Source organism: Reyranella sp. (assembly GCF_044224635.1).
In the GTDB taxonomy this organism is placed as follows: Bacteria; Pseudomonadota; Alphaproteobacteria; order Reyranellales; family Reyranellaceae; genus Reyranella.
Genome location: NZ_JBGAKA010000017.1, coordinates 99,479 through 121,365, shown reverse-complemented (window position 1 = coordinate 121,365; position 21,887 = coordinate 99,479). Strand labels below are relative to the sequence as shown.

Sequence of the window (21,887 nt, the reverse complement as noted above, 5' to 3'; positions counted from 1 at the left end):
GCGCGGCGTGCTCTCCCGCATGCTGTTCAAGGTGACGTTTCCGCTGGCCGCGGCAAACGTCATGAATCAGGCCGCCCGCATGGTGATGACGATCGTCGGTCCCGTGCTCGCCGTGGAGCTCGGCCTGTCCGCCGTCGAGCTGGGTGTCCTGGCGGCCTGTCTGTTCGCCGCCTATGCGGCTGCGCAACTGCCGCTGGGCGTCGCGCTCGATGCGTTTGGTGCGCGCCGCGTTCAGACCGTGTTGATGCTGATCGCGGCGGCGGGCTTCGCGATCTTCGCGCTGTCGCCGGGCTTTGCCGGGCTCGTCGTGGCGCGGATCGTCCTGGGCGTCGGAATCTCGGCCGGCCTGATGGCGGTGATCAAGGCGCACGCCGATTGGTTCGACCGCAGCCGGGTTGCGCACGTGACCGGCATCGCGACGGCGATCGGCGCGCTCGGCAGCGCCCTCACCACGTCGCCCGTCCAGGCACTGCTGCCGGCGCTGGGCTGGCGCGGCATCTTCTGGGGTCTGTGCCTGCTGGCGCTCGGCGCGGCGACGTGGATCTTCCTGTCGGTACCCGACAAGCCCAGCGTCGCGGGACCGAAGCGAACGCTGCGAAGCGACATCGCGTTGAGCGGGCGCATCCTCGCGTCACGGACCTTCTGGCGGCTGGCGCCGGCGGTTGCGACGCTGTCGATGTTCAACTTCGTCTACCTGGGCCTTTGGGCAGGCCCCTGGCTGCGCGATGTGGCCGGCATGGACGGACCGACCCGGGCCGGCGTGCTGTTCTTCTTCACCTTCGCGATGGTCGCGGGCAGCGTGCTCACCGGCAGCGCTGCCAGCCGGGCGAGCGCGGTCGGCCTCCCGCCGTTTGTCGTTCCGATCGTCTGTCTGGCCGGCCTGGTGCTGCTGCAGGTGATCCTCATTCTGCAGCCGAGCCATCCCGCGGTCGTGCTCGCGCTCTGGCTTGCGATCGCGGTGTTCGGCGCATCGGGCCCGGCGGGCTATGTCGCGGTGTGCCAGATGTTTCCGCCCGAGCAGACCGGGCGGGTCTCGACGGCCGTGAACACGCTGACCTTGGGGCTCGCGTTCCTGGTCCAGGCGGCGACTGGCTGGATCCTCGATCTTTGGCCGCGCACCGCTCCGGGCGGCTGGGATCCGGACGGCTACAGCTGGGCCCTGGCGCTGACCGCAGCGCTTCAGGCGCTCGCCGCGCTCGTGATGGCGACGGCCCAGCGACGGCGGCATGCCGTTTGAGTCAAAATGATGCCCCGGACGCCGCGTGCAACGAGGCAAAAAGGGAGACATCATGACGACCGCCGACAGTGCCCTTCGTTCCATCCTGCCCCTTGCCGGCTGGTCACGCGACCGCGCCGCCGACGCCAGCTTCACCGGCGGTACCGACCCTGTGCTGCCGACCCCGTTCCGCATCGGCGTTGCCGGGGCATCGACGGTCGCCGCCGCCGCTGTGGCGGCCGCTGCGCTGTGGGAAGCGCGCACCGGGCGGCGCCAGCAGGTCAGCGTCGACCTGCGCCAAGCCACGGCGTCGCTGCGCAGCGGCACCTACATGAAGCTGGGCGCCGGCGAGCTGCCGCATCGGCGCAACGCCATCATGGGATGCTATCCGACGAAGGACGGGCGCTGGAGCTACCTGCATTGCAACTTTCCCAACCATCGCGCCGCAGCCCTCGGCGTGCTGGGCGTGGCCGAGGATCGCGAGGCCGTGGCCCGCGCCGTCGCACACTGGACCGCTGCCGATCTCGAGGAGGCGATCATCGCCGCCAAAGGGGCCGGCGGCATGGTGCGAACACAGGCCGAATGGGCCGGCCATCCGCAGGCCGCCGCGATCGCGCCCTTGCCGTTGCTGGAGATCGTGCGCATCGGCGACAGCGCGCCGGAACCGCTGCCGCGCAGCGACCGGCCTCTGTCCGGCATCCGTGTGGTCGACATCACCCGCGTCCTCGCGGGTCCGACCTGCGCGCGCACCCTGGCCGAGCACGGCGCGGAGGTGATGAAGATCACCGCGGCACACCTGCCCAACCTCGGCTACCAAGAGTGGGACACCGGCCACGGCAAGCTCTCCGCCCAGCTCGACCTGCGCCAGCCGGCCAATCTCGACACCCTGCGTGGGCTGATCACCGAGGCCGATGTGTTCTCGCAGGGTTATCGGCCGGGTACCTTGAGCGAGCGCGGTCTCTCGCCCGAGGCGCTGGCGGCGCTGCGACCGGGCCTGGTCTATGTCTCGCTCAGTGCCTTCGGCCATGCCGGCCCCTGGGCGGCGCGACGGGGCTTCGACACCGTGGTGCAGACCGTGAGCGGCATCACCGCACGCCAGGCGGAGCTGGTGCCGGCCGAGGAGAAGGGCCCGCAATTCTATCCGGTCTCGGCGATCGACTACTGCACCGGCTACCTGATGGCGTTCGGCGCCATGGTGGCCCTGGAGCGCCGCGCGCGCGAGGGCGGCAGCTGGCTGGTGCGCATCTCGCTCGCCCAGGTCGGCAAGTGGCTGGTCGATCTCGGCGAGGTGCCGGCCGCGTCGCTCGCGGGCGTGCCCGAGGAGTTCGACGCCGATGAGCTTGCGCGCTGGTCGATGACCAGCAAGACGCCGGGCGGCACGCTGCGCCATCTGCGACCGGTGGCCCGGATGTCGGAAACGCCGCCCCACTGGGCAAGGCCCTCGGTCCCGCTCGGCCATCACGAGCCGGTCTGGCCGGCGCCGGGCACGGCCTGACCCCGTCGGCACAGGCCCATCGCGATGGCCATAGACCCAGTCCTTGCTGCCGTTAGACAGCGACTGTCGCGACGGCAGAGCTACACGCGCTCGAGGATCGACAGGCCGCGGATGCGGTCGATCATGTAGATCAGGCCGCGATGGTCGACATAGACGTCATTGCTGCAGACGCGCTCGGCGCCCGGCGGCACGTCCGGCATCCACCAGGCGGCCTGCTTCATCGACAGGGGATTGCTGATGTCGACAACCCGCAGCCCGTTGGCGAACCACGCGGCCGGAACCTCGTTGCCGACGATGGTTTCGACGGGCTGATGGCACGCCGTCATCAGGGGCGTCTCGACGCCGACCAGCTCGGGGAGCTGGAAGCAGGTGACCGGCACCGGCTTGGTCTCGTCGGTGATATTCACCATCCAGAGCGCAGCCGGCAGCGCGGGCGAGAGCTTGGGATCGAGCGGCTGCACATGCTCGTCGGCGACCAGCATCCAGCGATGACCGGCAATCGGCACGTCGATCGGTACCAGGCTGTGCGTGGGCCAGCCGAACGGCGGGCTCCAGTCGAGGTGGGAGATCAGCTTGGGCTTGGTCATGTCGCTGATGTCGAGGATGACGCCGCCGCCGTACCAGTAGCTGACATACAGGCGATCGCCACGGCGGATCGGGTGGTGACAGCGGTGATTCTTGGCCTTCCAGCCCGGCGTCTCGCCGCCGGCGGTCCACTGGCCTTCCATCCACCAGCGGCCGACCTCTTCGGGCTTCGTCGGGTCCTGGAGGTCGAGGATCATGACGATGGTGCCGACATAGCCCTCCTGCTCGGTGGAGATGTAGGCGTAGCGGCCGTCGAAGGTGAAGCGGTGCACGCCCATCCCGGCGCACTCCCAATGGCAGATGTCGCGCGGCGTACCCGGCCGGCTGACGTCGAAGATGCGCAGGCCGACGAAATCGCCGGCCGGCTTGTCGCCGCGAGTGCGCTCGCGGTTGACGACCATGATGTCGTTGGCGACCCGCACCTTGTGCGAATGCAGCCCCGGCGGAATGTCGATCGATGCCATCATCTTTGGATTTGCCGGATCCGAGACGTCGAGAACCGACGTGCCGTGGGGTGGCTGCATGTGCCCGACATAGGCGTGGTTGCCGTCGAGGACGACCTGCCCGCCGCCGGCAATATCGACCCAGGCGATCTCGCGAATGCCGGAACCCTGACCCATGGCGTTTCCCCTTTGAGAATCTTGCGGGACCATTATGGCGCCAAAAACCCGAGAGGCGCTTCGGCTGTTTCGGCCGTCGGCGCCGGCATCAGCCCGCAGGCAGTTCCTCGAGCAGCCGGCCCTTGCCGGGAAGCGGCGTGGCGACCTTCATGGTCTGCATCACCGCCCACAGCGTCGCCTGGTTGGTGGTGATCACCGGCTTGCCGAACTGACGCTCCCAAGCGGCGATCCAGTCCATGGTCGGGAAGTTGCCGCCCGGCACCATCAGCGCGTCGACATCCGGCCGATCGATCCGACGGAACGCCGCCTCGGCTACGCCCGCATCCATCTTGCCGATGGCGTAGGCATTGTCGGCGCCCAGGCTCTCCCAGGCGACCACGGCGATGCCGTACTTCGTCTCGTAGTAGCGCCGCGCCCGTCCGATCACCTCTTCCGAATAGGGCGTCGCCATGGCGACCTTCGACACCTTGAGGGCGTGCAGCGCCCGACCGATCGCCTGGGCGGAGGTGAGCGACGGCACGCCGCCCGACGCCTCGGTCATTCGCTTCACCGTCACCTCGTCGTAGTCGTCGGAGAACAGGCTCGCCGAGGTTTGTGCGAGCGCAATCACCTCAACCCGCGCGTCGCCCAGCAGCTTCGCCTGATAGGCCACGTCGGCATCGAGGCTGGGCGAGAACGCCGTGCTGCCGCCTTTGCCGAGCCGGCCCGTGTGCACCTGCAGCTCCGCGGGCAGGCGGCAGAACTCGATCTCGCCCGTGGTGTTGGTCGAGGGGACCAGGATCCCGAAATGCCGCGGCATGACACCGTTCCTCCCCTTGGGACATCGCCAGCTCGCGACTGGCTGGACCGGGAGAATACCCCATCGACGCAAACCGGGATCAGCAATTTGTTCGGCGCCGATCGCGGGCTCGGCAAAATATTTGCCGTCACGAGCCGGAACTTTGAAAATCGAATGCATTGATGACGGGCATTGGAGAGAGCATTCAATGGATGTCGCAGCACCGTGCCCTCGCGGGGGTCGAGTGGAGGTTGATATGGCGATGTTCAAGAACGAAAGCCATCTTTGGCAAAGCACCTGTGACGCCTTCGAAGATGAGCACCTGCCTGGCGCCGTCGCACTCTGGACCGGTCTGTACGCATGCCAGGAGTGCAACCACGAAATCGCGTCCAACGAAGGCGACCTCCTGCCGCCCGCGAACCACCATCGCCACGCCTCGCCCGAGGCTATTCGCTGGAAACTGATCGTCTACGCCGATCAGAGAGCAAAGGAATTCTGACGGGCCTATTCATCACGGTAGACCATCGAAGACGCTGCGAGCAGCGCGCACGGTCGAGCTGCGGCCATTCCCATTCGCCTTCACTGCGCAGGGCCGCCGGGCTGCGATGCGACGCCGGCGTCGGACGTCTTCAAGCTCGACGACAAATGCCGGTCGCGAGACATGCCGGTCATGGGGCTCATGAGCCGCGACCGCCGCCGCCCTCTCCTGGCGCCTCCTCGTCTCCCGGGTTCTCGTCGGTCTCGAATCGGTAACCCTCCTTCAGCCAGCGGCCGAGGTCGATGTCGGCGCAGCGCTTGCTGCAGAACGGGCGGTACTTCAAGTCTGCGGGCTTGCCGCAGATCGGGCACTTGGCCGCGATGCGGACGGCGCGCAGTGGCGGCGTGGCGGGTCGGTCAGCCATCGCCCCTCTCCAGCGCTTCCAGCTCGGCGGCCAGAGTCGCGCCGCGGCGCGCGCGGGTCAACTCGAAGTGGCCGAGCCGGGTGAAGCCGTAGAGCTGCGTCGGCACCGGATCGTCGGCCAGGGCTTCGGCGAGCACGGCCTGCACCTTGTCGCGGTCGTAGGTGCTGCGCATGGTGACGAAGTCGATCACCACCGTGCCGGCGATGTTGCGCAGGCGGAGCTGCTGGGCGATCGCGGGCGCCGCCTCGACATTGACGTCGACGGCGCGGCGTGGCGCGCGGCCCTGGCGGCCGCCAGCGGAGGCGCTGTCGACGTCGATGGCGCACAAGGTCTCGCCCGGCTCGAACAGCACCTCGACGCCGCTTGCCAGCACGATGCGCGGCGCCAGCGCCGTGCCGATCTGGCCTGACACGTCGTCGATGTCGAAGATCGGCATCGGCCCGTTGTGCCAGCGCACGCGGATCTTCTCGCCCAGCCGATCGAACTCGTCCTGCAGGGTGCGCGCGAGCTGGCGCTCGTCGAGCACGACTTCCTCGAGCGAGGCGCCGTGATCGCGCAGCATGCGCGACAGCGGGTCGCGTTCACCGGGCACGCGCTCGGACAGATCAGCCGGCGGCTGGATCTCGAGGGCGAGGCGGCGGAACGCTTCCCAGCGCTCGGCGAGCTGCGCCGCATCAGTGGCCAGGAGCTCGGCCCCCGTTCCGGTGGCGGCAGTGCGCAGCACCATACCGCCCTCGAGCAGGCCTTCGACATGGCCGCGCAGGCGCTCGCGCTCGGCCTCGCCCTCGATGCGGCGCGAGAAGCCGATCGTCGAGTCGAGCGGATGGTAGACGAGATAGCGGCCGTCGATGGCGACGTTCATCGACAGGCGCGGCCCCTTGTCGGGTTCGCCGTCGTGGCGCACCTGGACCAGCACCGGGGCGCCGAGCGGCGGCCAGGTGTCGACGCCGGCGCGATCCTCGGCGCGCAGGAAGCCGGAGCGGCCGATGCCGATGTCGACGAAGGCGGCGCCGAGATCGGGCATCACTCGCTCGAGCCGGCCGAGGAAAATGCTGCCCACGCGCGTCGGCTTGTCCCGGCGCGAGATCTGCAGCTCGACAAGCCGGCCCTCGGCGACCAGCGCCATCAGGAAGGCCTTGGGCACGATCTGGCAGATCAGGCGATCGATACGGTTCATTGCGAAGCGACCTTGAGGGGCGCGGTAATCTCGAGGCATGCAGCCGCCTTAAGCAGCGCCACGGTCTCGAACAGCGGCAGGCCGACGACGTTGCTGTAGGAGCCGGAGATGAAGCTCACGAAGCGCGCGGCGCGGCCCTGGATGGCATAGCCGCCGGCCTTGCCGTGCCATTCGCCGCATAGAAGGTAATCCTCGATCTCGGCTTTATCGAGCCGCTTGAAGCGCACCGCGGTTTCGACGAGCCGCGTCCGCACCGCGCCGTCCGCGCCGCCGACGGCGACGCTACCCAGCACGCGATGACGCCGCCCCGACAACAGAGCCAGGCAGGCGCGCGCTTGGCTGTCGCTCTCGGCCTTGGGCAGGATACGCCGGCCGCACGCCACGACGCTGTCCGCCGTGAGCACGACGGCACCGGGATGCCGGCCGGCCACGGCGGCGAGCTTCGCCCGCGCCATGCGCAGCGCATAGTGGCGCGGCAGCTCGCGCGGCTCCGGCGACTCGTCGATGTCGGCGGGGTCGATCACAGCCGGCTCGATGCCGACCTGTCGCAGCAGGTCGAGCCGGCGCGGCGATGCCGAGGCCAGGACGAGTGGCCGGCCAACGGGCGGCGGACCAGCGCGAGAAGAGCCAAGGGGCGCCGGGCCAGAAGGCGCCGGGATCGTCGGCGCGCGCAACGCCTACTTGAAGCGGAAGGTGATGCGACCCTTGGTCAGGTCGTAAGGCGTCATCTCGACGGTGACGCGGTCGCCTGCCAAGACGCGGATGCGGTTCTTGCGCATCTTGCCCGATGTGTGGGCGAGAATCGTGTGGTCGTTGTCGAGCTTGACCCGGAACATGGCGTTGGGCAGCAGTTCCGACACGACGCCGGTGAACTCGATCAGATCTTCCTTGGCCATCCGGCCTCCGGGTTGGGTCTTGGGGAATACGAAGCGGGCGGAAAATGGGCCGCAGGCGGGATTTAGTCAACTACGGCGCGGCAACGCCGCGGTGGAACAGAGCCGCGCTGCGGCCCAACGCGGACGGCACGCGGCGGCCCCGAGGAGGCTTACGAGGAGCCGAACCATGGCGGACCATCGCGCCCTTCTCAGCAGGCCATGCCTCGCCTATAGAAGACGCGGCTGCGAACGCCCGGGGAAGGAAGGACCAGTCACATGAAGGCACTTCGGACGTGCAGCCTGCTGGCTGCCCTGCTCGCGGCGCCGGCGCTTGCGTCGGCGCAGTCGGCGCCGACGACGGCCGCACCGCCCAACGCCATCACCCATCCGGCGGCCAAGACAATCGGCATTCCGCAGCAGCGGCAATACTCGACCGCGCTGATCGTGCTCAACGCCAAGAGCGCCAAGCTCGACGGCCAGAAGCTGGTGCTTGACGGCGTGTTGCCGACGGCGACGTTGTTCACCAGCCGCCCGGTGCGCACGGTCGGCCATATGGTGACGCCCGACATGGTCGAGATCTGGCGCACCGGCAGCTTCGCCAAGGACCCGCCCAACGCCACCGTCTCGGCCTTCTCCAAGGACGGCAGCAGCGTGACCGACGCCGTGGTGGTGCTGACGGCGGCCAAGCTCGAGGGGGATCGCCTGACCTTCGACGTGCGCGTGCTCGAGGGCGGTCTCGGCACCTCGGACGGCCCGGTCTCCGTGTTCATCGACACGCTGTGGTGGGGTCTCGGCTCGAACGGCTTTACCTATTACGGCCAGAATCAGACGACCGGGGGCGAGACGCCCAATATCGGCGATCCGCACGGCACCAGCACCTTCTCGGGCTGGTCGAACCCCTCGCCGACCGGCCCCTACGTGCCACCGCCGTCGTCATATGTCGGCGGCGCGCCGGCGCCACCGCCGCCCGACATCGATCCGCGCTACCAGCGCTACTACAACCAGCCGGCCTACAATCAGCCGTACAACCAGCCGACCTGCGGCAAGCCTCCCCTCCTGCCGTGCTACTGAGGCACACCATGACCAGGTTCACAGTCTTCACGCTCGCGGCCGTGATCGGATCGCTGGTTCTGCCGGCGGCAGCCGCTTTCGCCCAGGCACCCACCTCGGCGCCGACGGCCCCGCCGGCCGCCACCGGCCCGCAGGCAGGGCCGCAAGCCGGACCAAAGACCATCGGCCGGCCCAAGGCACCGGTGCTGGTGCCGTCGATGATCGTGCTCAACGCGCGCGGCGCGGCGCTCATGGACAAGAAGCTTGTGCTCGACGGCATCTCGCCCAACGCCATCGTGTTCGCCGACCGGCCGGTGCGCTCGGCCGGACATGCGCTCACCGCGCATGTCATCGAGGAGTGGAGCGACAGCGCGCCCGACAGCTTCGCCAAGGTGCCCCCCAACGCCACCGTCTCGGTGTTCAACAAGGCCAAGGCCGGCGTGGTCGATGCCGTGGTGGTGCTGAAGTCGCCCAAGCTCGAGGGCGATCGCCTGACTTTCGATGTCGACGTGCTCGAGGGCGATCTCGCCGGCGGCGACGGTGCGGTGTCGGTGTTCATGGACATCATCAACCTGCCGCTCGCCCGCCGAACGTCGCACCGCGGCGCCTGGTACGCCGGGGCGCACTGAGGATCGTCGGCGCCCTCGTCGCCTCAGGAGAAGGGGTCGCGCACCTCAAGCGACGAGAAGCGCCGAAAATCGCGGTCGTTCGTGTACAGAGTCCGGACGCCGTGCTGGAGCAGGATCGCCGCGAGGCGTGCGTCGGGGACGATCACGTCGAGCGGGTCAAAGATGGCCCTGGCAAACGCCCGGCACCAGCAGCGACCACGACCGTACCGGCCAGAGCGTTGCTCTCGCGCTCCAACCTTCCAACAGGCATCCTCGACTCAGACCGTCGGCCCGGCCGGCGCGCCAAAGCGCGCCTTGAGGCGCACCAGGATCATGTCGCGGAGGCGCCGGTAGGCATCGAGGCGCATGTCGCGCGTGCCTTCGACGAGGCTGGGGTCGGGAACCGGCCAGTATTCGACCTCGGCGGCGGTGCCGCGGGTGAACTCGAGGGCCTGGTGATGGGCCTCGGGCGACAAGGTCACGACGACGTCGAACGAGCTCGGGTCGACATCGTCGAAGGTCTTGGCGTGGTGAGAGTGGACGTCGATGCCGATCTCATCGAGCGCCTGCACGGCAAAGCCGTCGACGGCGCTGGCGCGGACGCCCGCCGAATCGATGTAGGACGACTGGCCGTAGAGCCGCTTGGCCAGCGCCGCCGCGATCGGCGACCGGACGGAATTCTCACTACAGGCGAAGAGCAGGCTGGCGGGAAGTCCGTTCATCACCTGCGGCCAATCACGCTTTGACGTGAAGGGCGCAGATCAGCGTGAACAGCCGGCGGGCCGTGCCGAGATCGAGCTCGATCTTGCCGGCGAGTCGTTCGATCAGGAGCTCGGAGCCTTCGTTGTGCAGGCCGCGCCGTCCCATGTCGAGCGCCTCGATCTGCGACGGCCCCAGCTTCTTGATGGCGGCATAGTAGCTCTCGCAGATCAGGAAGTAGTCCTTCACGACCTTGCGGAACGGCGTCAGCGACAGAATGATGTCGCGCAGCTTGTTGTCGTCGTTGTCGCGCACGTCGAACACCAGGCGCTGCTCGAACACGCCGATGCGCAGCCGGTAGGGTCCGGACGCACCGACGAGCGCGAAATCGTTCTCCTCCAGGAGATCGAACATCGCCACGGCGCGCTCGTGCTCGACCTCGGGCGAGCGGCGCGCCACGGACTCCTCGTCCAGCGCGACATCGACGATGCGCCGCTCGGTCGACATGGCCGTCTCAATCGCGTCGGTTGAGGCGGAGGGCGATCGAGCGGCCGTGCGCGCCCAGGCCCTCGGCCTCGGCGAGCGCCAGAGCCGCCGGCGCAAGCGCCGCCAGCGCATCGGGCGTGCAGGAGACCAGAGACGTGCGCTTGACGAAATCGGCGACGCCCAGCCCGCCGGAAAACCGCGCGGCGCGCGAGGTCGGCAGCACGTGGTTGGTACCGGCGACGTAGTCGCCGATCGCTTCCGGCGTGTGGCGGCCGAGGAAGATCGCGCCGGCGTGGCGGATGCGGCCGGCCAGTTCCTCGGCCGGCGCCATTTCCATCGCCAGCTCGACATGCTCGGCGGCGAGGCGGTCGACCAACGCTGCACACGCCACAAGATCGGGCACTATGATGATGGCGCCGTTGTCCCGCCAGCTCACGCCGGCGATGGCACTGCGAGCCAGCGCCGCCAGCTCGACCTCGACGGCCCGCTCCACGGCATCGGCGAAGGCGCGATCGTCGGTGATCAGCACCGATTGCGAGGAGGCGTCGTGCTCGGCCTGCGACAAGAGATCGGCGGCGATCCAGGCCGGGTCGTTGGCGCCGTCGGCGACGACCAGAATCTCCGACGGGCCGGCGATCAGGTCGATGCCGACGCGGCCGAACACGCGGCGCTTGGCGGCGGCGACATAGGCATTGCCCGGGCCGGTGATCTTGTCGACCGGCCGGATCGACTGCGTGCCGTAGGCCAGCGCCGCCACGGCCTGCGCACCGCCGATGCGCCACACCTCGTCGGCGCCGGCGATCTCGGCCGCCAGCATGACCAGCGGGTTGAGCACGCCGCCCGGCGTCGGCACGACCATGACGATGCGCTGCACGCCCGCGACCTTGGCCGGCACGATGTTCATCAGCACGGAGGACGGATAGGCCGCAGTGCCGCCCGGCACATAGACGCCGACGGCGTCGAGCGGGCGGTAGCGCGCACCGAGCCGCGTGCCGGTCGCATCGGTGAACGCGACGTCGCGCGGCAGGGTCTCGCGATGGAACGTCTCGATACGGCGCGCGGCGAACTCGAGCGCGTCGCGCTGCGCCGCCGAGACCTGTGCAGCGGCGGCGCGGCGTTCGGCATCGGTGACGCAGAGGCCCGCCGGGACGAGATCGACCTTGTCGAATTTCCGCGTGTACTCGATCAGAGCGACATCGCCGCGGGCGCGCACGTCGGCGATGATGTCAGCGGCGACGCGGTCGACGTTCTCGTCGGCGTCGCGGTTGCGCTCCAGGAAGGCGTGGAATCGGGCCTCGAAGTCGGGCGCCGCGGCATCGAGCCTGAGTGGCCCCGGTTCAGGCGCCCGCTTCTCACGCAGCACGGGTGGTCTCGCGGAAGCGATCGATCCAGCGTCCGACCCGGGTCGGCTGGGTCTTGAGCGCCGCGCGGTTGACGATGAAGCGCGAGGTGATGTCGGCGATGTGCTCGATCTCGACCAGGCCGTTCTCGGCCAGCGTGCGCCCCGAGTCGACCAGGTCGACGATGCGATGGCTGAGGCCGAGCGAGGGGGCGAGCTCCATCGCGCCGGAAAGCTTGACGCATTCGGCCTGGACGCCGCGGGCGGCGAAGTGGCGGCGCGTCACCTCGGGGTATTTGGTGGCAATGCGCACGTGGCTCCATCGCCGCGGATCGTCGCTGCCCGCCATCTCGGCAGGCTCCGCGACCGCGAGGCGGCAGCGGCCGATGCCGAGATCGATCGGCGCGTAGATCTCGGGATAGTCGAATTCCATCAGCACGTCGGCGCCGGCGATTCCGAGATGGGCCGCGCCGAAGGCGACGAAGGTCGCGACGTCGAACGAGCGCACGCGGATGATGTCGAGGTCGGCGTGGTTCGTGGCGAACCGCAGTTGGCGCGCGTCAGGATCGCTGAAGGCCGGCTCGGGCTCGATGCCGACATGGGTGAACAGCGGCGCCGCTTCCTTGAGGATGCGCCCCTTGGGCACCGCCAGGATGAGTTTCTCGTTGGCTGCTTCGCTCGACACGGCCCGACGCTCCAGTAACGAATGCCCGCCTTCTCCCGGACCTGGCCCTGCGACATCGTCACCATTCTTGTTCCTCTCCCCCGCCGGGGGGAGAGGCTAGGTGAGGGGCACCGACGTGCGTATCCCCCTCGCCCAACCTCTCCCCCTGGCCGGGGAGAGGAGCCCGAATGTGAGTCTGCCTCGCGCCTAGTCGACCGGATGGGCGGGCTTCCACGGGGTGGCCCAAGGCTCCCCGACATCCCCCAAATGACATGCGAGCCGGCCGATTTCCAGTCGGATGGTGCGGCCTGCGGCGAACCGCAGCGTGACTGAATGGTCGTTTTCCTGGGTCATCGACAGCAGATCGAGCACCCGGTCGGGCTCGCCGAGCGGCACGTCGTGGTGACGAACCGCGGTCACCTCGTTGAAAATCAAGGCGGAATGGGTCCGCCAATGGGCGACGTCGACGGTCGGATCGGCCTCCCAGCAGAACCGGTTGAGCAGCAGCACGAAGCGCTTCTCGTCCTTGAAATGCACGCAGTCGCGCACCGCCACGAGCGAGTCCTGGACGGCCGCCGAGACGACGGCGAGGTCGTCGGCGTCGAGCGCCGAGAGTTTTAGCGGCGACGGCACGCGAACCCTCTCCCCTCTTCCTTTTCCTCGGCCCTTCAGCCCTTGAGCCGTTCGATGTCGGCGCCGCAAGCGCCGAGCTTCTCCTCGAGGCGCTCGTAGCCGCGATCGAGATGGTAGACGCGGTTCACGGTGGTATGGCCCTCGGCCGCCAGGCCGGCGATGGCGAGCGATACCGAGGCGCGCAGGTCGGTCGCCATGACCTCGGCGCCGCGCAGCTTGGGAACGCCGCGCACCAGCGCCGATTCGTGATGGATGGTGACGTTGGCGCCCATCCGCGACAGCTCGGGGACATGCATGAAGCGGCTCTCGAACACCGTCTCGGTGATCATCGCCGCACCCTCGGCGCGCGTCATCAGCGCCATCATCTGCGCCTGCAGGTCGGTCGGAAAGCCGGGATAGGGCTCGGTCATGACGTCGACGCCGCGCAGCGCGCCGTTGGTCCGCTGCACGCGCACGCCCCGCGCCGTCGGCTCGAGGCTGACGCCGGCCGCGCGCAGGGTCTGCGCCGCCGTCTCGATCAGGTCGAGGCGGCCGCCCACAAGCTCGACATCGCCCGCTGTCATGGCGACCGCCATGGCATAGGTGCCGGTCTCGATGCGGTCGGGAATGACGCTGTGCTCGGCCGCCTTCAGGGCCGGCACGCCCTCGATGGTGAGCGTCTCGGTGCCGACGCCGTCGACCGGCACGCCAAGGGCGATGAGGCAGTGCGCGAGATCGGTGATCTCCGGCTCGCGCGCGGCGTTGTCGAGCACGGTGGTGCCCTTGGCGAGGGCGGCGGCCATCATCAGGTTCTCGGTGGCGCCGACCGAGACCTTGGGGAAGGTGTAGCGCGCGCCGCGCAGGCCGCCTGGCGCCTTGGCCACCAGATAGCCGCCGTCGATATCGATCTCGGCGCCCATCGCCTTCAAACCGGCGATGTGCAGGTCGACCGGCCGCGCGCCGATGGCGCAGCCGCCGGGCAGCGACACGCGGGCCTCGCGCTCGCGCGTCAGGAGCGCGCCCAGCACCAGCACCGAGGCGCGCATCTTGCGCACGATGTCGTAGGGCGCGGTGGTCGAGACGATCTTTTCCGCCCGCAGCACCAGCGTCGTGCCGTGCGCATGGCCGTTCTCTCCCGCCGCCGCACTGACCTCGACCCCGTGCTGCTGCAGCAGCTGGATCATGGTGGTGATGTCGGCGAGCCGCGGCACGTTGTGCAGGGTGAGCGGCTTGTCGCTCAGCAGGGCAGCGACCATCAGCGGCAGCGAGGCGTTCTTCGAGCCCGAGATGCGGATCTCGCCCTTGAGCTGGCGGCCGCCCTTGATGCGGATGCGGTCCATGTTCGTCCCCCTCCGCCGGATCAGATCTTGGGCAGGGTGACGCCGCGCTGGCCCTGGTACTTGCCGGCCTTGTCGCGGTAGGAAACTTCGCACGGCTCGTTGCCCTGCAGGAACAGGAACTGGCAGGCGCCCTCGTTGGCGTAGATCCTGGCGGGCAGCGGCGTGGTGTTGGAGAATTCCAGGGTCACGTGACCTTCCCATTCCGGCTCAAGCGGGGTGACGTTGACGATGATGCCGCAGCGCGCATAGGTCGACTTGCCGACGCAGATCACCAGCACGTCGCGCGGGATGCGGAAATACTCGACCGTGCGGGCGAGCGCGAACGAGTTGGGCGGAATGATGCAGACGTCGGTGGTCCGGTCGACGAAGCTGTTCTCGGCGAAATTCTTGGGGTCGACCACCGCCGAATCGACGTTGGTGAAGATCTTGAAGTCGGTGCCGACGCGCGCATCGTAGCCGTACGACGACAGACCGTAGGAGATGATGCCCTCGCGCTTCTGGGCGTCGACGAACGGCTCGATCATGCCCTTCTCGCGCGCCATGCGGCGGATCCAGCGGTCGGAGAGAATAGTCATTGCCGGGCGCTTCTATCGGAGCGGGCGCAGCGGCTCAACCGTTGCGCTTGGCGATATCCACCGCCCCGCGATCGACGGTCTTGTGCGCGGCCGATTGGCGCTCGACTTGGGAGCGCGCCTGGGCCTTGCGCCGCTTGAGGTTTTCGCGCAGAGCCGCGGCCAGCCGTTCGGCCCGCCCGTCGCCCTGGGTTGCGGCCTGGGGAGCGTCCTTCTTCGGAACGGGCTTGGAGGGGGCAGCCATGGCTGCAAGGATACACCAATGACCGCCGCCCTGCGCACGCCCGATGAACGATTTGCCGCACTGCCCGGCTGGACCTACCCGCCGAACTATCTCGCGCGGCGCGACGGGTTGCGCCTCCATTACATCGACGAAGGTCCGCGCGACGCCCGCCGCACCTGGCTTTGCCTGCATGGCCAGCCGACCTGGAGCTACCTCTATCGCCGCATGATCCCGGTGTTCGTCGCCGCCCGCGATCGTGTCGTCGCGCCGGACTTCCTGGGGTTCGGCCGCTCCGACAAGCCGCTCGACGAATCGGTGTACACGTTCGACTTCCATCGCACGGCAATCGCCGGGCTGATCGAGGCGCTCGATCTTCGCGACATCCGGCTGGTCGTGCAGGACTGGGGCGGCCTGATCGGCCTCACCCTGCCGACGGCGATGCCCGAGCGCTTCGGCGCGCTGCTGGTGATGAACACCACTCTTGGCACAGGCGATGCGCCGCTGGGCGAAGGGTTCCTTGCGTGGCGCAGCTTCTCCAATCGCAGTCCCGACCTGGACATCGCGCGCCTCATGCAGCGCGCCTGCCCCCATCTCGGTGACGCCGAAGCCGCCGGCTATACCGCCCCTTATCCGGACGCGACCTTCAAGGCCGGCGTGCGCCGCTTCCCCAACCTCGTGCCCGACCGTCCCGATGCGAACGGCGCCGCCCTGTCCCGCGAGGCCCGCGACTTCTGGCGCGAGGGCTGGACCGGCCGCAGCCTGATGGCGATCGGCATGACCGATCCCGTGCTCGGCCCGCCGGTGATGCGCGCCCTGCACGCCGACATCCGCAACTGCCCGCCGCCGCTCGAGATCGCCGAGGCCGGGCACTTCGTCCAGGAATGGGGCGAGTCGATCGCTCGGGAAGCGGTGAAGGTGCTGTAGGCGCAAAGGTCGCTGGCTGCGCTCGGGATGACATCACCTCTGCGGCAACGCCCCCGGTGTCATCCCGAGCGCAGCCAGCGACCTTTCTTCATGAGCCTCAGTTCGGCTTGGCCGGCGGTGGGGCGGGCAGCGGGTCGAGGCCCTGCGGCTGCATCACGGTGAGCGTCGTCACGTAGTTGGCGACGTCGTAGGCGTCCTCGCCCTGCTTGCCGGGCGTCTTGTCGGCGTACTGCACCTCGATGACGTAGATGCCGCGCCACGGCAGGGCGACGGCGAAGCCGCCGTCCTCGCCGGTGCGTTCCTCGCGCACCCAGCCGGAGGCGGAGATCACCTCGACCTTGCTCTTGGCGAGCGGCTTGCCCTTGAAGAAGACCTGGAACTTGCCGTCGCCGGCCGGCACGATATCGAGCTCGAGCGCAGGCTTGCGCGGCGAGAAATCGGGAACGAAGCGGGCCGCCGGCCGATAGAGCGAGCGCGTCGTGACGCCGTCGCGCGTGCGCGCCTGGACGGGCGAGCGCAGGTCGGCGGCAATCACGCTGTCGCCCTTGTCGATCTTGCCGGTGACGACGAAACCGGTCGGCGACTTGTCGACGGCGAGCGCTTGCTCACCTGTCGCCGAGACCGCCTTGGCCTGCGGTTGCAGGCGGTCGAGCCGGCCAGGCGAGACCTCGCGCAGGTTCTCGCCGAACTCGCCGAAATAGACGTGCGTGCCGGCCTCGCTCGATTCGAGCCACAGATGGTGCGCCGAGGCGGCGACCGGAGAGAAGGCAAGAACGCTGGCCCCGACACTGGCGACGACGGCGAGACGGGAGAGAAAGCTCATCGATGCATCCTCTTGCGGATGCGACTGATTATCAAACCACGGGCGCCTTGGCCAGCATGGTTGGCCTCATGTCCGGCGCGCTCTTCTCATCCTCCTCCCCGAGCGTAGCTTGGGGAGGTGTCGCGTCGTACGCGACGGAGGGGTCATGAGCAACGGGACTGGGGCTCATGACCCCTCCACCCGCGATTACGCGGACACCTCCCCAGCAAAGCTGGGGAGGAACGTATGACTCACGCAGCAAGCTCCCGGGCAAGCGCGACCGGTACGCGGACCGGCATGTCCAGAAGCATCTGGGCGAAGGCTTTGGCCAAGGGGTCGGCCTTGATCGAGGCCATGCCGCCGCCGCCCAACGCCTGGCGCAGCAGGAAGTTGAAGCCGTGGATGCCGGGCAGCCGCCAGCGCGACACCTTGCCCTGGATGCGATGAGCGAAGTAGCGCGCCACCGCCTCCTCGCTGACCTCGGCGTCGAGGATCGGCTGGTACTCCGGCCGGCGGGGAAAGATGCCGATGTTGGCGTTGTCGCCCTTGTCGCCGGAGCGGCCGTAGGCGAGCGCGATCAGAGGCACGGTCGCAGTCGGGGCGTTGGGGGCGCTCGCCGGCAAAGGCGGCGCTTCGATCGGCAACTGGTCGATCGTGAAGCCGCCGCTCTTCGCCCCCTGCTCCAACTCTATCGTGCGGCCATCGAGCTCGACCGTGACCGGCACCAGGTCCTTGGCGACGAGGCAGGAGAACATCCGGATCACCGGCGAGGGCGAGACGCGGCCGGCGCCGAAGCTGCCAGTCATGCCGACCACGCCGCCGGTCGACATCGGCGCGATCTCGCGCCCGAGCAGCGCCAGCGCCTCCTTCTGGTCGTGGCGCGCGGCGATCTTGACGACGACCTCGCGCGAGTCCTGCGTGCGCGCATGCGGCCCGTAGGTCGCCTCGCCGCCGATGATCTCGATCGAGACGTCGCGGTAGTCGCCGAGGTTCTTCTCGCGGAACAGCCGGCGCGTCCTCTTGATGATGGCGTCGGCGCTCGCCTGGCCCTTGGCCACCGCCTCGCGGCCGCCCAGCATGAAGATGGCGCTGAGCTTGTAGCCGTCGGGCCAGGTGGTCGACACCTTGTAGGTGTCGGTCGGCGGCCGGCCCTTCGCCCCGGCGACGCGAACACGATCCTTTCCGACCTGCTGGTACGTCGCCTCGGTGAAGTCGCACACCACGTCGGGCACGATGTAGGCGCGGGGATCGCCTATTTCGTAGAGCATCTGCTCGGCGACGGTGGCGGTGGTGATCAGGCCGCCGGTGCCGTCTGGTTTCGAGAGCACGAAGGCGCCGTCGCTCTCGACCTCGGCCACCGGGAAGCCCATGTCGTCATAATCCGGCACCAGGCGCCAGTCGGTGAAGTTGCCGCCGTTGCACTGCGCGCCGCATTCGATGATGTGGCCGCACAAGGTGCCGGCGGCCAGCGCGTCGTGATCGTCCGCCGTCCAGCCGAAGGCATGGATCAGCGCGCCCAGCGTCACCGCCGAATCGACGCAGCGGCCGGTGATCACCACGTCGGCGCCCTCGGCGAGCGCGCGCGCAATCGGGAAGCCGCCGAGATAGGCGTTCATGCTGGCAATGCGCGCCGGCAGTTCCGCGCCGGTATCCATCTCGCGGATGTCGCGCCCACGCAGCTCATTTACGCGCGGCGCCAGATCATCGCCCAGCACGACCGCGACCTTGAGCGTCACGCCCGCCGCCTCACACGCTTTCAGCACGGCATCGCGGCAGGCCTGCGGGTTCACGCCGCCCGCGTTGGTGATCACCTTGATCTTCTTGTCGGCGATCTCGCGGGCCAGCGGCGCCATCACCACGGTCACGAAATCGGTGGCGTAACCCGCCTGCGGATTACGCTGCTTCTGCGCCGCCATGATCGACATGGTGACCTCGGCGAGGTAGTCGCTCACCAGGTAGTCGACGTTGCCGCGGCGCACGAGCTGCGCCGCCGCCGTCTCGGTGTCGCCCCAGAAGCCGGAATGGCAGCCGACGCGAACGGTCTTCTTCTCGCCGCGGCCCGCCATCACGCCCTCTTGCGCCGGATGAAGGCGCCCATGCGCTCGATGTGCTCGCCCTCGGCTACGGACTGGGCGAAGGCGTCGATGCCGGCCTGCACCGCCTCGTCGAGCGACAGCCGCTCCCAGCGCCGCATCAGGCGCTTCTGCGCCCGCACCGACAGAGGCGTCGCCTCGACGATCGACGCCACGCAGCGCTCGACCGCGGCGCCGATCGCGCTCTCCGGCACGACCTCCTCGACGAAGCCCCAGGCTTCCGCCTTGGCGGCGTCGATGGTCTCGGCCGTGAGCAGCAGGCGCGAGGTGCGGCCCCAGCCGATCAGGCGCGGCAGCAGCGCGGCCTCGACCACGGAGGGCACGCCGACCTTGACCTCGGGCATGCCGAAATGGGCCGTGTCGGTGGCGATGCGCAGATCGCACGCCGCCGCCACCTCGAGCCCGGCGCCCAGCGTGTAGCCTTCGAGGCGGCAGATCACCGGCACCGGGCAGTCGCGCACCGCCTGGCAGAGCTTGTGGATCATGGTGATGAAGGCGCGGCCGTCCTCGGAACTCTTCATCGCCGCCATGTGGTTGATGTCGGCGCCGCCGATGAAGGCGCGGCCGCCGGCGCCGGCGAATACGACGCAGCGCAGGTCGGCCTCGCGCGACAGCGACTGGAAGGCCTCGGTGAGGTCGAGCAGCGCCGGCGGATTGAGCACGTTCAGGCGGCGCGCGTAATCATAGGTGACGTGCGCGACGATTCCGGCCGGACGGCGCTCCCAGGCGATGTCGATCTTGTGCGCAGCCGCCATTGGTTTCGCTCCGTGGGCCTTTGTGGTGCGGGAGATTTCCTTCTAATAGAGCCCCCTCGCGACGCTTCACAAGAGCCAGAGCCGAACCGGATGCCCGACTCCTCGCCCTCCTCCCTGCCGATCGATCTCGGCCGCTACTCGACGTTCGACCCGCCCGATCCGTTCGAGGATCACGTCGGGCCGTTCTATTTCCGGATCTCGGGCGATGCGAGCCGCGCGGGCAGCGTGCATTGCGTATTGCCGACCCTGCCCCGCCACGGCAACTACGTGGGCGGCGTGCATGGCGGCGCGATCCTGACCTTCTCGGACTACGCGCTCTGCCTGGTCGCCGGACGAGCGGCCGACGGCGGCACCAACTCGAGCTTCGCCATGACGGTAAGCATTGCGGTGGAATTCCTGGACGCCGGCCGCATCGGGCCGCCGCTCGAAGCCACGGGCGAGCCGTTGCAGGTGACGGGTCGCCTCGCCTTCGCCCGCGGCACCCTCTCCCAGGAAGGCCGCACGGTCGCGCTGTGGTCGGGCGTGGTCCGCCACGTCGCGCGCGCCAAGACGATGGCGCGCAAGGATGCTGCGGAGGCCAGGTCCGCAACGCTGGAGGCGCCGGCGCAGACCGTGCCGGCCGACTTCGAGCCGCTTGCCACCGCCAGCGTCTACTCGCGCCACATCGGCCCCTCGTTTGCGCGCAAGGAGACCGACGGCGCGACCTTGATCCAGCCGACCCTGCCGCAAATGTGCAACTCGGGCGGCGTGCTGCACGGCGGCTACATGATGAGCTTCGCCGACTCCGCCGTGACGCGCGCCGCCGGCCTGGTGACGGGGATGGCGCCGACCACCGTGGCCTTCGCCGCCGAGTTCCTGGCCGCCGGCGATCTCTCCGCCCCGGTGACGACGCGGGTTGAGGTGCCGCGCCACGGCAAGTCGCTCGCCTTCCTGCGCGGCGTGCTCGACCAGAACGGCCGCAAGCTTTTGGCTTACTCGACGACGATCAAGCTGCGGGCGCGGCGATAGCTCATGGCCGGAGGCGCGCCACTCATAGGCGCTAACTTTGGTCGAAGACCCAATAAAATCCTCATCCTGAGGAGGCCGCATAGCGGACGTCTCGAAGGATGGGCCACACACGAGCTCGCTGGAAAAGCGGTGTCTCAACACCAAGCCTGTTGCCGCCCCTTCGACGCCACGCCCCGCGTGGCTCCTCCGGGTGAGGTCCCTTTGTAAGTTGGCGCCTACGGGCGCGCGCCCAGCAAACCATGCCCCTGTCCGACGCCCTGCGTTCACGCCTCGTTAAGCCCGCCTTCCCGCGCGCCTCGACCTATGACGCCCAGTGGCTGCTCGACGCGTGGATGGGTCCCAACCCGCTGTGGCTCGCCGAGTGGCTGAGCGAGGTCATGCCGATCCGGGCCGGCATGCGTGTCCTCGACCTCGGCTGCGGCAAGGCCGCGAGTTCGATCTTTCTCGCCAAGGAATTCGGCGCGACCGTATGGGCGGCGGATTTCTGGGTGACGCCGACCGAAAACTTTCAGCGCATCGAGGCCGCCGGCCTCGCCGAGCGCGTCCTGCCGATTTACGCCGAGGCGCACAGCCTGCCCTTCGCCGAAGGTTACTTCGACGCCATCGTGAGCTTCGACGCCTACCACTATTTCGGCACCGACGATCTCTACCTGGGCTCCCTGACCAAAATCCTGCGGCCGGCGGGGCGGCTGGGCATCGTCGTTCCCGGCCTGGTCGAAGAGTTCAGCGACGACTCGCCGCCTGCCTGGCTGCGTCCCTACTGGGAACCGGCGTTCCACAGCTTTCACAGCCCGGTCTGGTGGCGCCGACACTGGACGCGGTCCTGCCAGGTCGACGTCGAGGTCGCCGACAATCCGGCGGACGGCTGGCGCCTGTGGGCGGAGTGGAACGAGGTCTGCACCGAGGTTGGTGCCGGCCTGGAAAACGGCAACGCTGCCGCGCGCGAGGCGGAAATGCTGCGCGTCGACGCGGGGCGGACCTTGGCCTTCACCCGGATGGTCGCCCGGCGGCGCGAACAGACATCGTAAAGATCTCGGCTGCATAGGGGCAACTCAACAGCTTGT

25 protein-coding genes are annotated in these 21,887 nt (G+C 68.8%); 8 read left to right on the top strand and 17 right to left on the bottom strand.

Annotated features, from left to right (window positions below; genetic code table 11):
- Nucleotides 1-7 precede the first annotated feature (7 nt).
- Complete coding sequence (locus tag ACILR9_RS16970) at nucleotides 8-1,237, top strand: MFS transporter (protein WP_395711131.1); 1,230 nt, start codon at nucleotides 8-10, stop codon at nucleotides 1,235-1,237.
- Between the two features lie 52 nt (nucleotides 1,238-1,289).
- Nucleotides 1,290-2,711, top strand: a complete 1,422-nt coding sequence (locus ACILR9_RS16965; RefSeq protein WP_395711130.1) for a CoA transferase — start codon at nucleotides 1,290-1,292, stop codon at nucleotides 2,709-2,711.
- A gap of 80 nt (nucleotides 2,712-2,791) precedes the next feature.
- Here ACILR9_RS16965 and ACILR9_RS16960 read toward each other — a convergent pair whose 3' ends face one another.
- Both ACILR9_RS16960 and ACILR9_RS16955 read right to left on the bottom strand, forming a co-directional pair.
- Nucleotides 2,792-3,916, bottom strand: a complete 1,125-nt coding sequence (locus ACILR9_RS16960; protein ID WP_395711129.1) for an LVIVD repeat-containing protein — start codon at nucleotides 3,914-3,916, stop codon at nucleotides 2,792-2,794.
- Between the two features lie 88 nt (nucleotides 3,917-4,004).
- Nucleotides 4,005-4,715, bottom strand: coding sequence for a hypothetical protein (locus ACILR9_RS16955; protein WP_395711128.1), 711 nt, complete (start codon nucleotides 4,713-4,715; stop codon nucleotides 4,005-4,007).
- A gap of 235 nt (nucleotides 4,716-4,950) precedes the next feature.
- Here ACILR9_RS16955 and ACILR9_RS16950 point away from each other — a divergent pair, with 235 nt between their 5' ends.
- Nucleotides 4,951-5,193 (top strand): hypothetical protein, encoded by a 243-nt coding sequence (locus ACILR9_RS16950; protein WP_395711127.1) that lies wholly within the window; start codon nucleotides 4,951-4,953, stop codon nucleotides 5,191-5,193.
- 178 nt (nucleotides 5,194-5,371) lie between these two features.
- Here the strand turns inward: ACILR9_RS16950 and ACILR9_RS16945 are convergent, their stop codons facing one another.
- The 4 genes from ACILR9_RS16945 to infA all read right to left on the bottom strand — a co-directional run bounded on the left by ACILR9_RS16945 (nucleotide 5,372) and on the right by infA (nucleotide 7,669).
- Nucleotides 5,372-5,596: a DNA gyrase inhibitor YacG gene (locus ACILR9_RS16945; RefSeq protein WP_395711126.1), complete on the bottom strand. Its 225-nt coding sequence runs from the start codon at nucleotides 5,594-5,596 to the stop codon at nucleotides 5,372-5,374.
- Entirely contained in the window at nucleotides 5,589-6,773 is a 1,185-nt protein-coding gene (locus tag ACILR9_RS16940) for a ribonuclease E/G (protein ID WP_395711125.1), read from the bottom strand. Before ACILR9_RS16940 ends, ACILR9_RS16945 begins: the two co-directional genes overlap by 8 nt.
- Nucleotides 6,770-7,357 (bottom strand): Maf family protein, encoded by a 588-nt coding sequence (locus ACILR9_RS16935; protein ID WP_395711157.1) that lies wholly within the window; start codon nucleotides 7,355-7,357, stop codon nucleotides 6,770-6,772. Before ACILR9_RS16935 ends, ACILR9_RS16940 begins: the two co-directional genes overlap by 4 nt.
- A gap of 93 nt (nucleotides 7,358-7,450) precedes the next feature.
- Nucleotides 7,451-7,669 carry a translation initiation factor IF-1 gene (infA, locus tag ACILR9_RS16930; RefSeq protein ID WP_199600557.1) on the bottom strand — a complete coding sequence of 73 codons (219 nt, stop codon included), beginning with the start codon at nucleotides 7,667-7,669 and terminating at the stop codon, nucleotides 7,451-7,453.
- 255 nt (nucleotides 7,670-7,924) lie between these two features.
- Between infA and ACILR9_RS16925 the strand changes: the two genes are divergently transcribed.
- Entirely contained in the window at nucleotides 7,925-8,719 is a 795-nt protein-coding gene (locus tag ACILR9_RS16925; RefSeq protein WP_395711124.1) for a hypothetical protein, read from the top strand.
- An 8-nt stretch (nucleotides 8,720-8,727) separates the two neighbouring features.
- Nucleotides 8,728-9,327, top strand: coding sequence for a hypothetical protein (locus tag ACILR9_RS16920; RefSeq protein ID WP_395711123.1), 600 nt, complete (start codon nucleotides 8,728-8,730; stop codon nucleotides 9,325-9,327).
- Nucleotides 9,328-9,584: 257 nt separating this feature from the next.
- Here ACILR9_RS16920 and ACILR9_RS16915 read toward each other — a convergent pair whose 3' ends face one another.
- From ACILR9_RS16915 to ACILR9_RS16880, 8 genes are all read right to left on the bottom strand, one after another.
- Nucleotides 9,585-10,028 carry a low molecular weight phosphatase family protein gene (locus ACILR9_RS16915; RefSeq protein ID WP_395711122.1) on the bottom strand — a complete coding sequence of 148 codons (444 nt, stop codon included), beginning with the start codon at nucleotides 10,026-10,028 and terminating at the stop codon, nucleotides 9,585-9,587.
- 13 nt (nucleotides 10,029-10,041) lie between these two features.
- Nucleotides 10,042-10,512, bottom strand: coding sequence for a UPF0262 family protein (locus ACILR9_RS16910; protein WP_395711121.1), 471 nt, complete (start codon nucleotides 10,510-10,512; stop codon nucleotides 10,042-10,044).
- Between the two features lie 7 nt (nucleotides 10,513-10,519).
- Nucleotides 10,520-11,854 (bottom strand): histidinol dehydrogenase, encoded by a 1,335-nt coding sequence (gene hisD, locus ACILR9_RS16905; protein ID WP_395711120.1) that lies wholly within the window; start codon nucleotides 11,852-11,854, stop codon nucleotides 10,520-10,522.
- Nucleotides 11,844-12,515 carry an ATP phosphoribosyltransferase gene (hisG, locus tag ACILR9_RS16900; RefSeq protein ID WP_395711119.1) on the bottom strand — a complete coding sequence of 224 codons (672 nt, stop codon included), beginning with the start codon at nucleotides 12,513-12,515 and terminating at the stop codon, nucleotides 11,844-11,846. The genes hisD and hisG overlap by 11 nt, the downstream gene beginning before the upstream one ends.
- Before the next feature lie 186 nt (nucleotides 12,516-12,701).
- Nucleotides 12,702-13,127, bottom strand: a complete 426-nt coding sequence (locus ACILR9_RS16895) for a DUF2948 family protein (protein WP_395711118.1) — start codon at nucleotides 13,125-13,127, stop codon at nucleotides 12,702-12,704.
- A gap of 35 nt (nucleotides 13,128-13,162) precedes the next feature.
- A complete protein-coding gene (murA, locus tag ACILR9_RS16890; protein ID WP_395711117.1) occupies nucleotides 13,163-14,446 on the bottom strand; it encodes a UDP-N-acetylglucosamine 1-carboxyvinyltransferase in 1,284 nt (427 codons plus the stop codon).
- A gap of 20 nt (nucleotides 14,447-14,466) precedes the next feature.
- Complete coding sequence (gene dcd / locus ACILR9_RS16885; protein ID WP_395711116.1) at nucleotides 14,467-15,021, bottom strand: dCTP deaminase; 555 nt, start codon at nucleotides 15,019-15,021, stop codon at nucleotides 14,467-14,469.
- Between the two features lie 34 nt (nucleotides 15,022-15,055).
- Nucleotides 15,056-15,262: a hypothetical protein gene (locus ACILR9_RS16880; RefSeq protein WP_395711115.1), complete on the bottom strand. Its 207-nt coding sequence runs from the start codon at nucleotides 15,260-15,262 to the stop codon at nucleotides 15,056-15,058.
- A gap of 18 nt (nucleotides 15,263-15,280) precedes the next feature.
- Between ACILR9_RS16880 and ACILR9_RS16875 the strand changes: the two genes are divergently transcribed.
- Complete coding sequence (locus tag ACILR9_RS16875; protein ID WP_395711114.1) at nucleotides 15,281-16,165, top strand: haloalkane dehalogenase; 885 nt, start codon at nucleotides 15,281-15,283, stop codon at nucleotides 16,163-16,165.
- Between the two features lie 97 nt (nucleotides 16,166-16,262).
- Here the strand turns inward: ACILR9_RS16875 and ACILR9_RS16870 are convergent, their stop codons facing one another.
- The 3 genes from ACILR9_RS16870 to ACILR9_RS16860 all read right to left on the bottom strand — a co-directional run bounded on the left by ACILR9_RS16870 (nucleotide 16,263) and on the right by ACILR9_RS16860 (nucleotide 19,815).
- Nucleotides 16,263-16,988, bottom strand: coding sequence for a DUF4198 domain-containing protein (locus tag ACILR9_RS16870; RefSeq protein ID WP_395711113.1), 726 nt, complete (start codon nucleotides 16,986-16,988; stop codon nucleotides 16,263-16,265).
- A gap of 230 nt (nucleotides 16,989-17,218) precedes the next feature.
- Nucleotides 17,219-19,033, bottom strand: coding sequence for an acyclic terpene utilization AtuA family protein (locus ACILR9_RS16865; protein ID WP_395711112.1), 1,815 nt, complete (start codon nucleotides 19,031-19,033; stop codon nucleotides 17,219-17,221).
- Nucleotides 19,033-19,815 (bottom strand): enoyl-CoA hydratase, encoded by a 783-nt coding sequence (locus tag ACILR9_RS16860; RefSeq protein WP_395711111.1) that lies wholly within the window; start codon nucleotides 19,813-19,815, stop codon nucleotides 19,033-19,035. The genes ACILR9_RS16865 and ACILR9_RS16860 overlap by 1 nt, the downstream gene beginning before the upstream one ends.
- 90 nt (nucleotides 19,816-19,905) lie before the next feature.
- Between ACILR9_RS16860 and ACILR9_RS16855 the strand changes: the two genes are divergently transcribed.
- On the top strand, nucleotides 19,906-20,823 hold the full coding sequence (locus ACILR9_RS16855; protein WP_395711110.1) for a PaaI family thioesterase: 918 nt from the start codon (nucleotides 19,906-19,908) through the stop codon (nucleotides 20,821-20,823).
- Nucleotides 20,824-21,062: 239 nt separating this feature from the next.
- Nucleotides 21,063-21,851: an SAM-dependent methyltransferase gene (locus ACILR9_RS16850; protein ID WP_395711109.1), complete on the top strand. Its 789-nt coding sequence runs from the start codon at nucleotides 21,063-21,065 to the stop codon at nucleotides 21,849-21,851.
- Nucleotides 21,852-21,887: the final 36 nt, after the last annotated feature.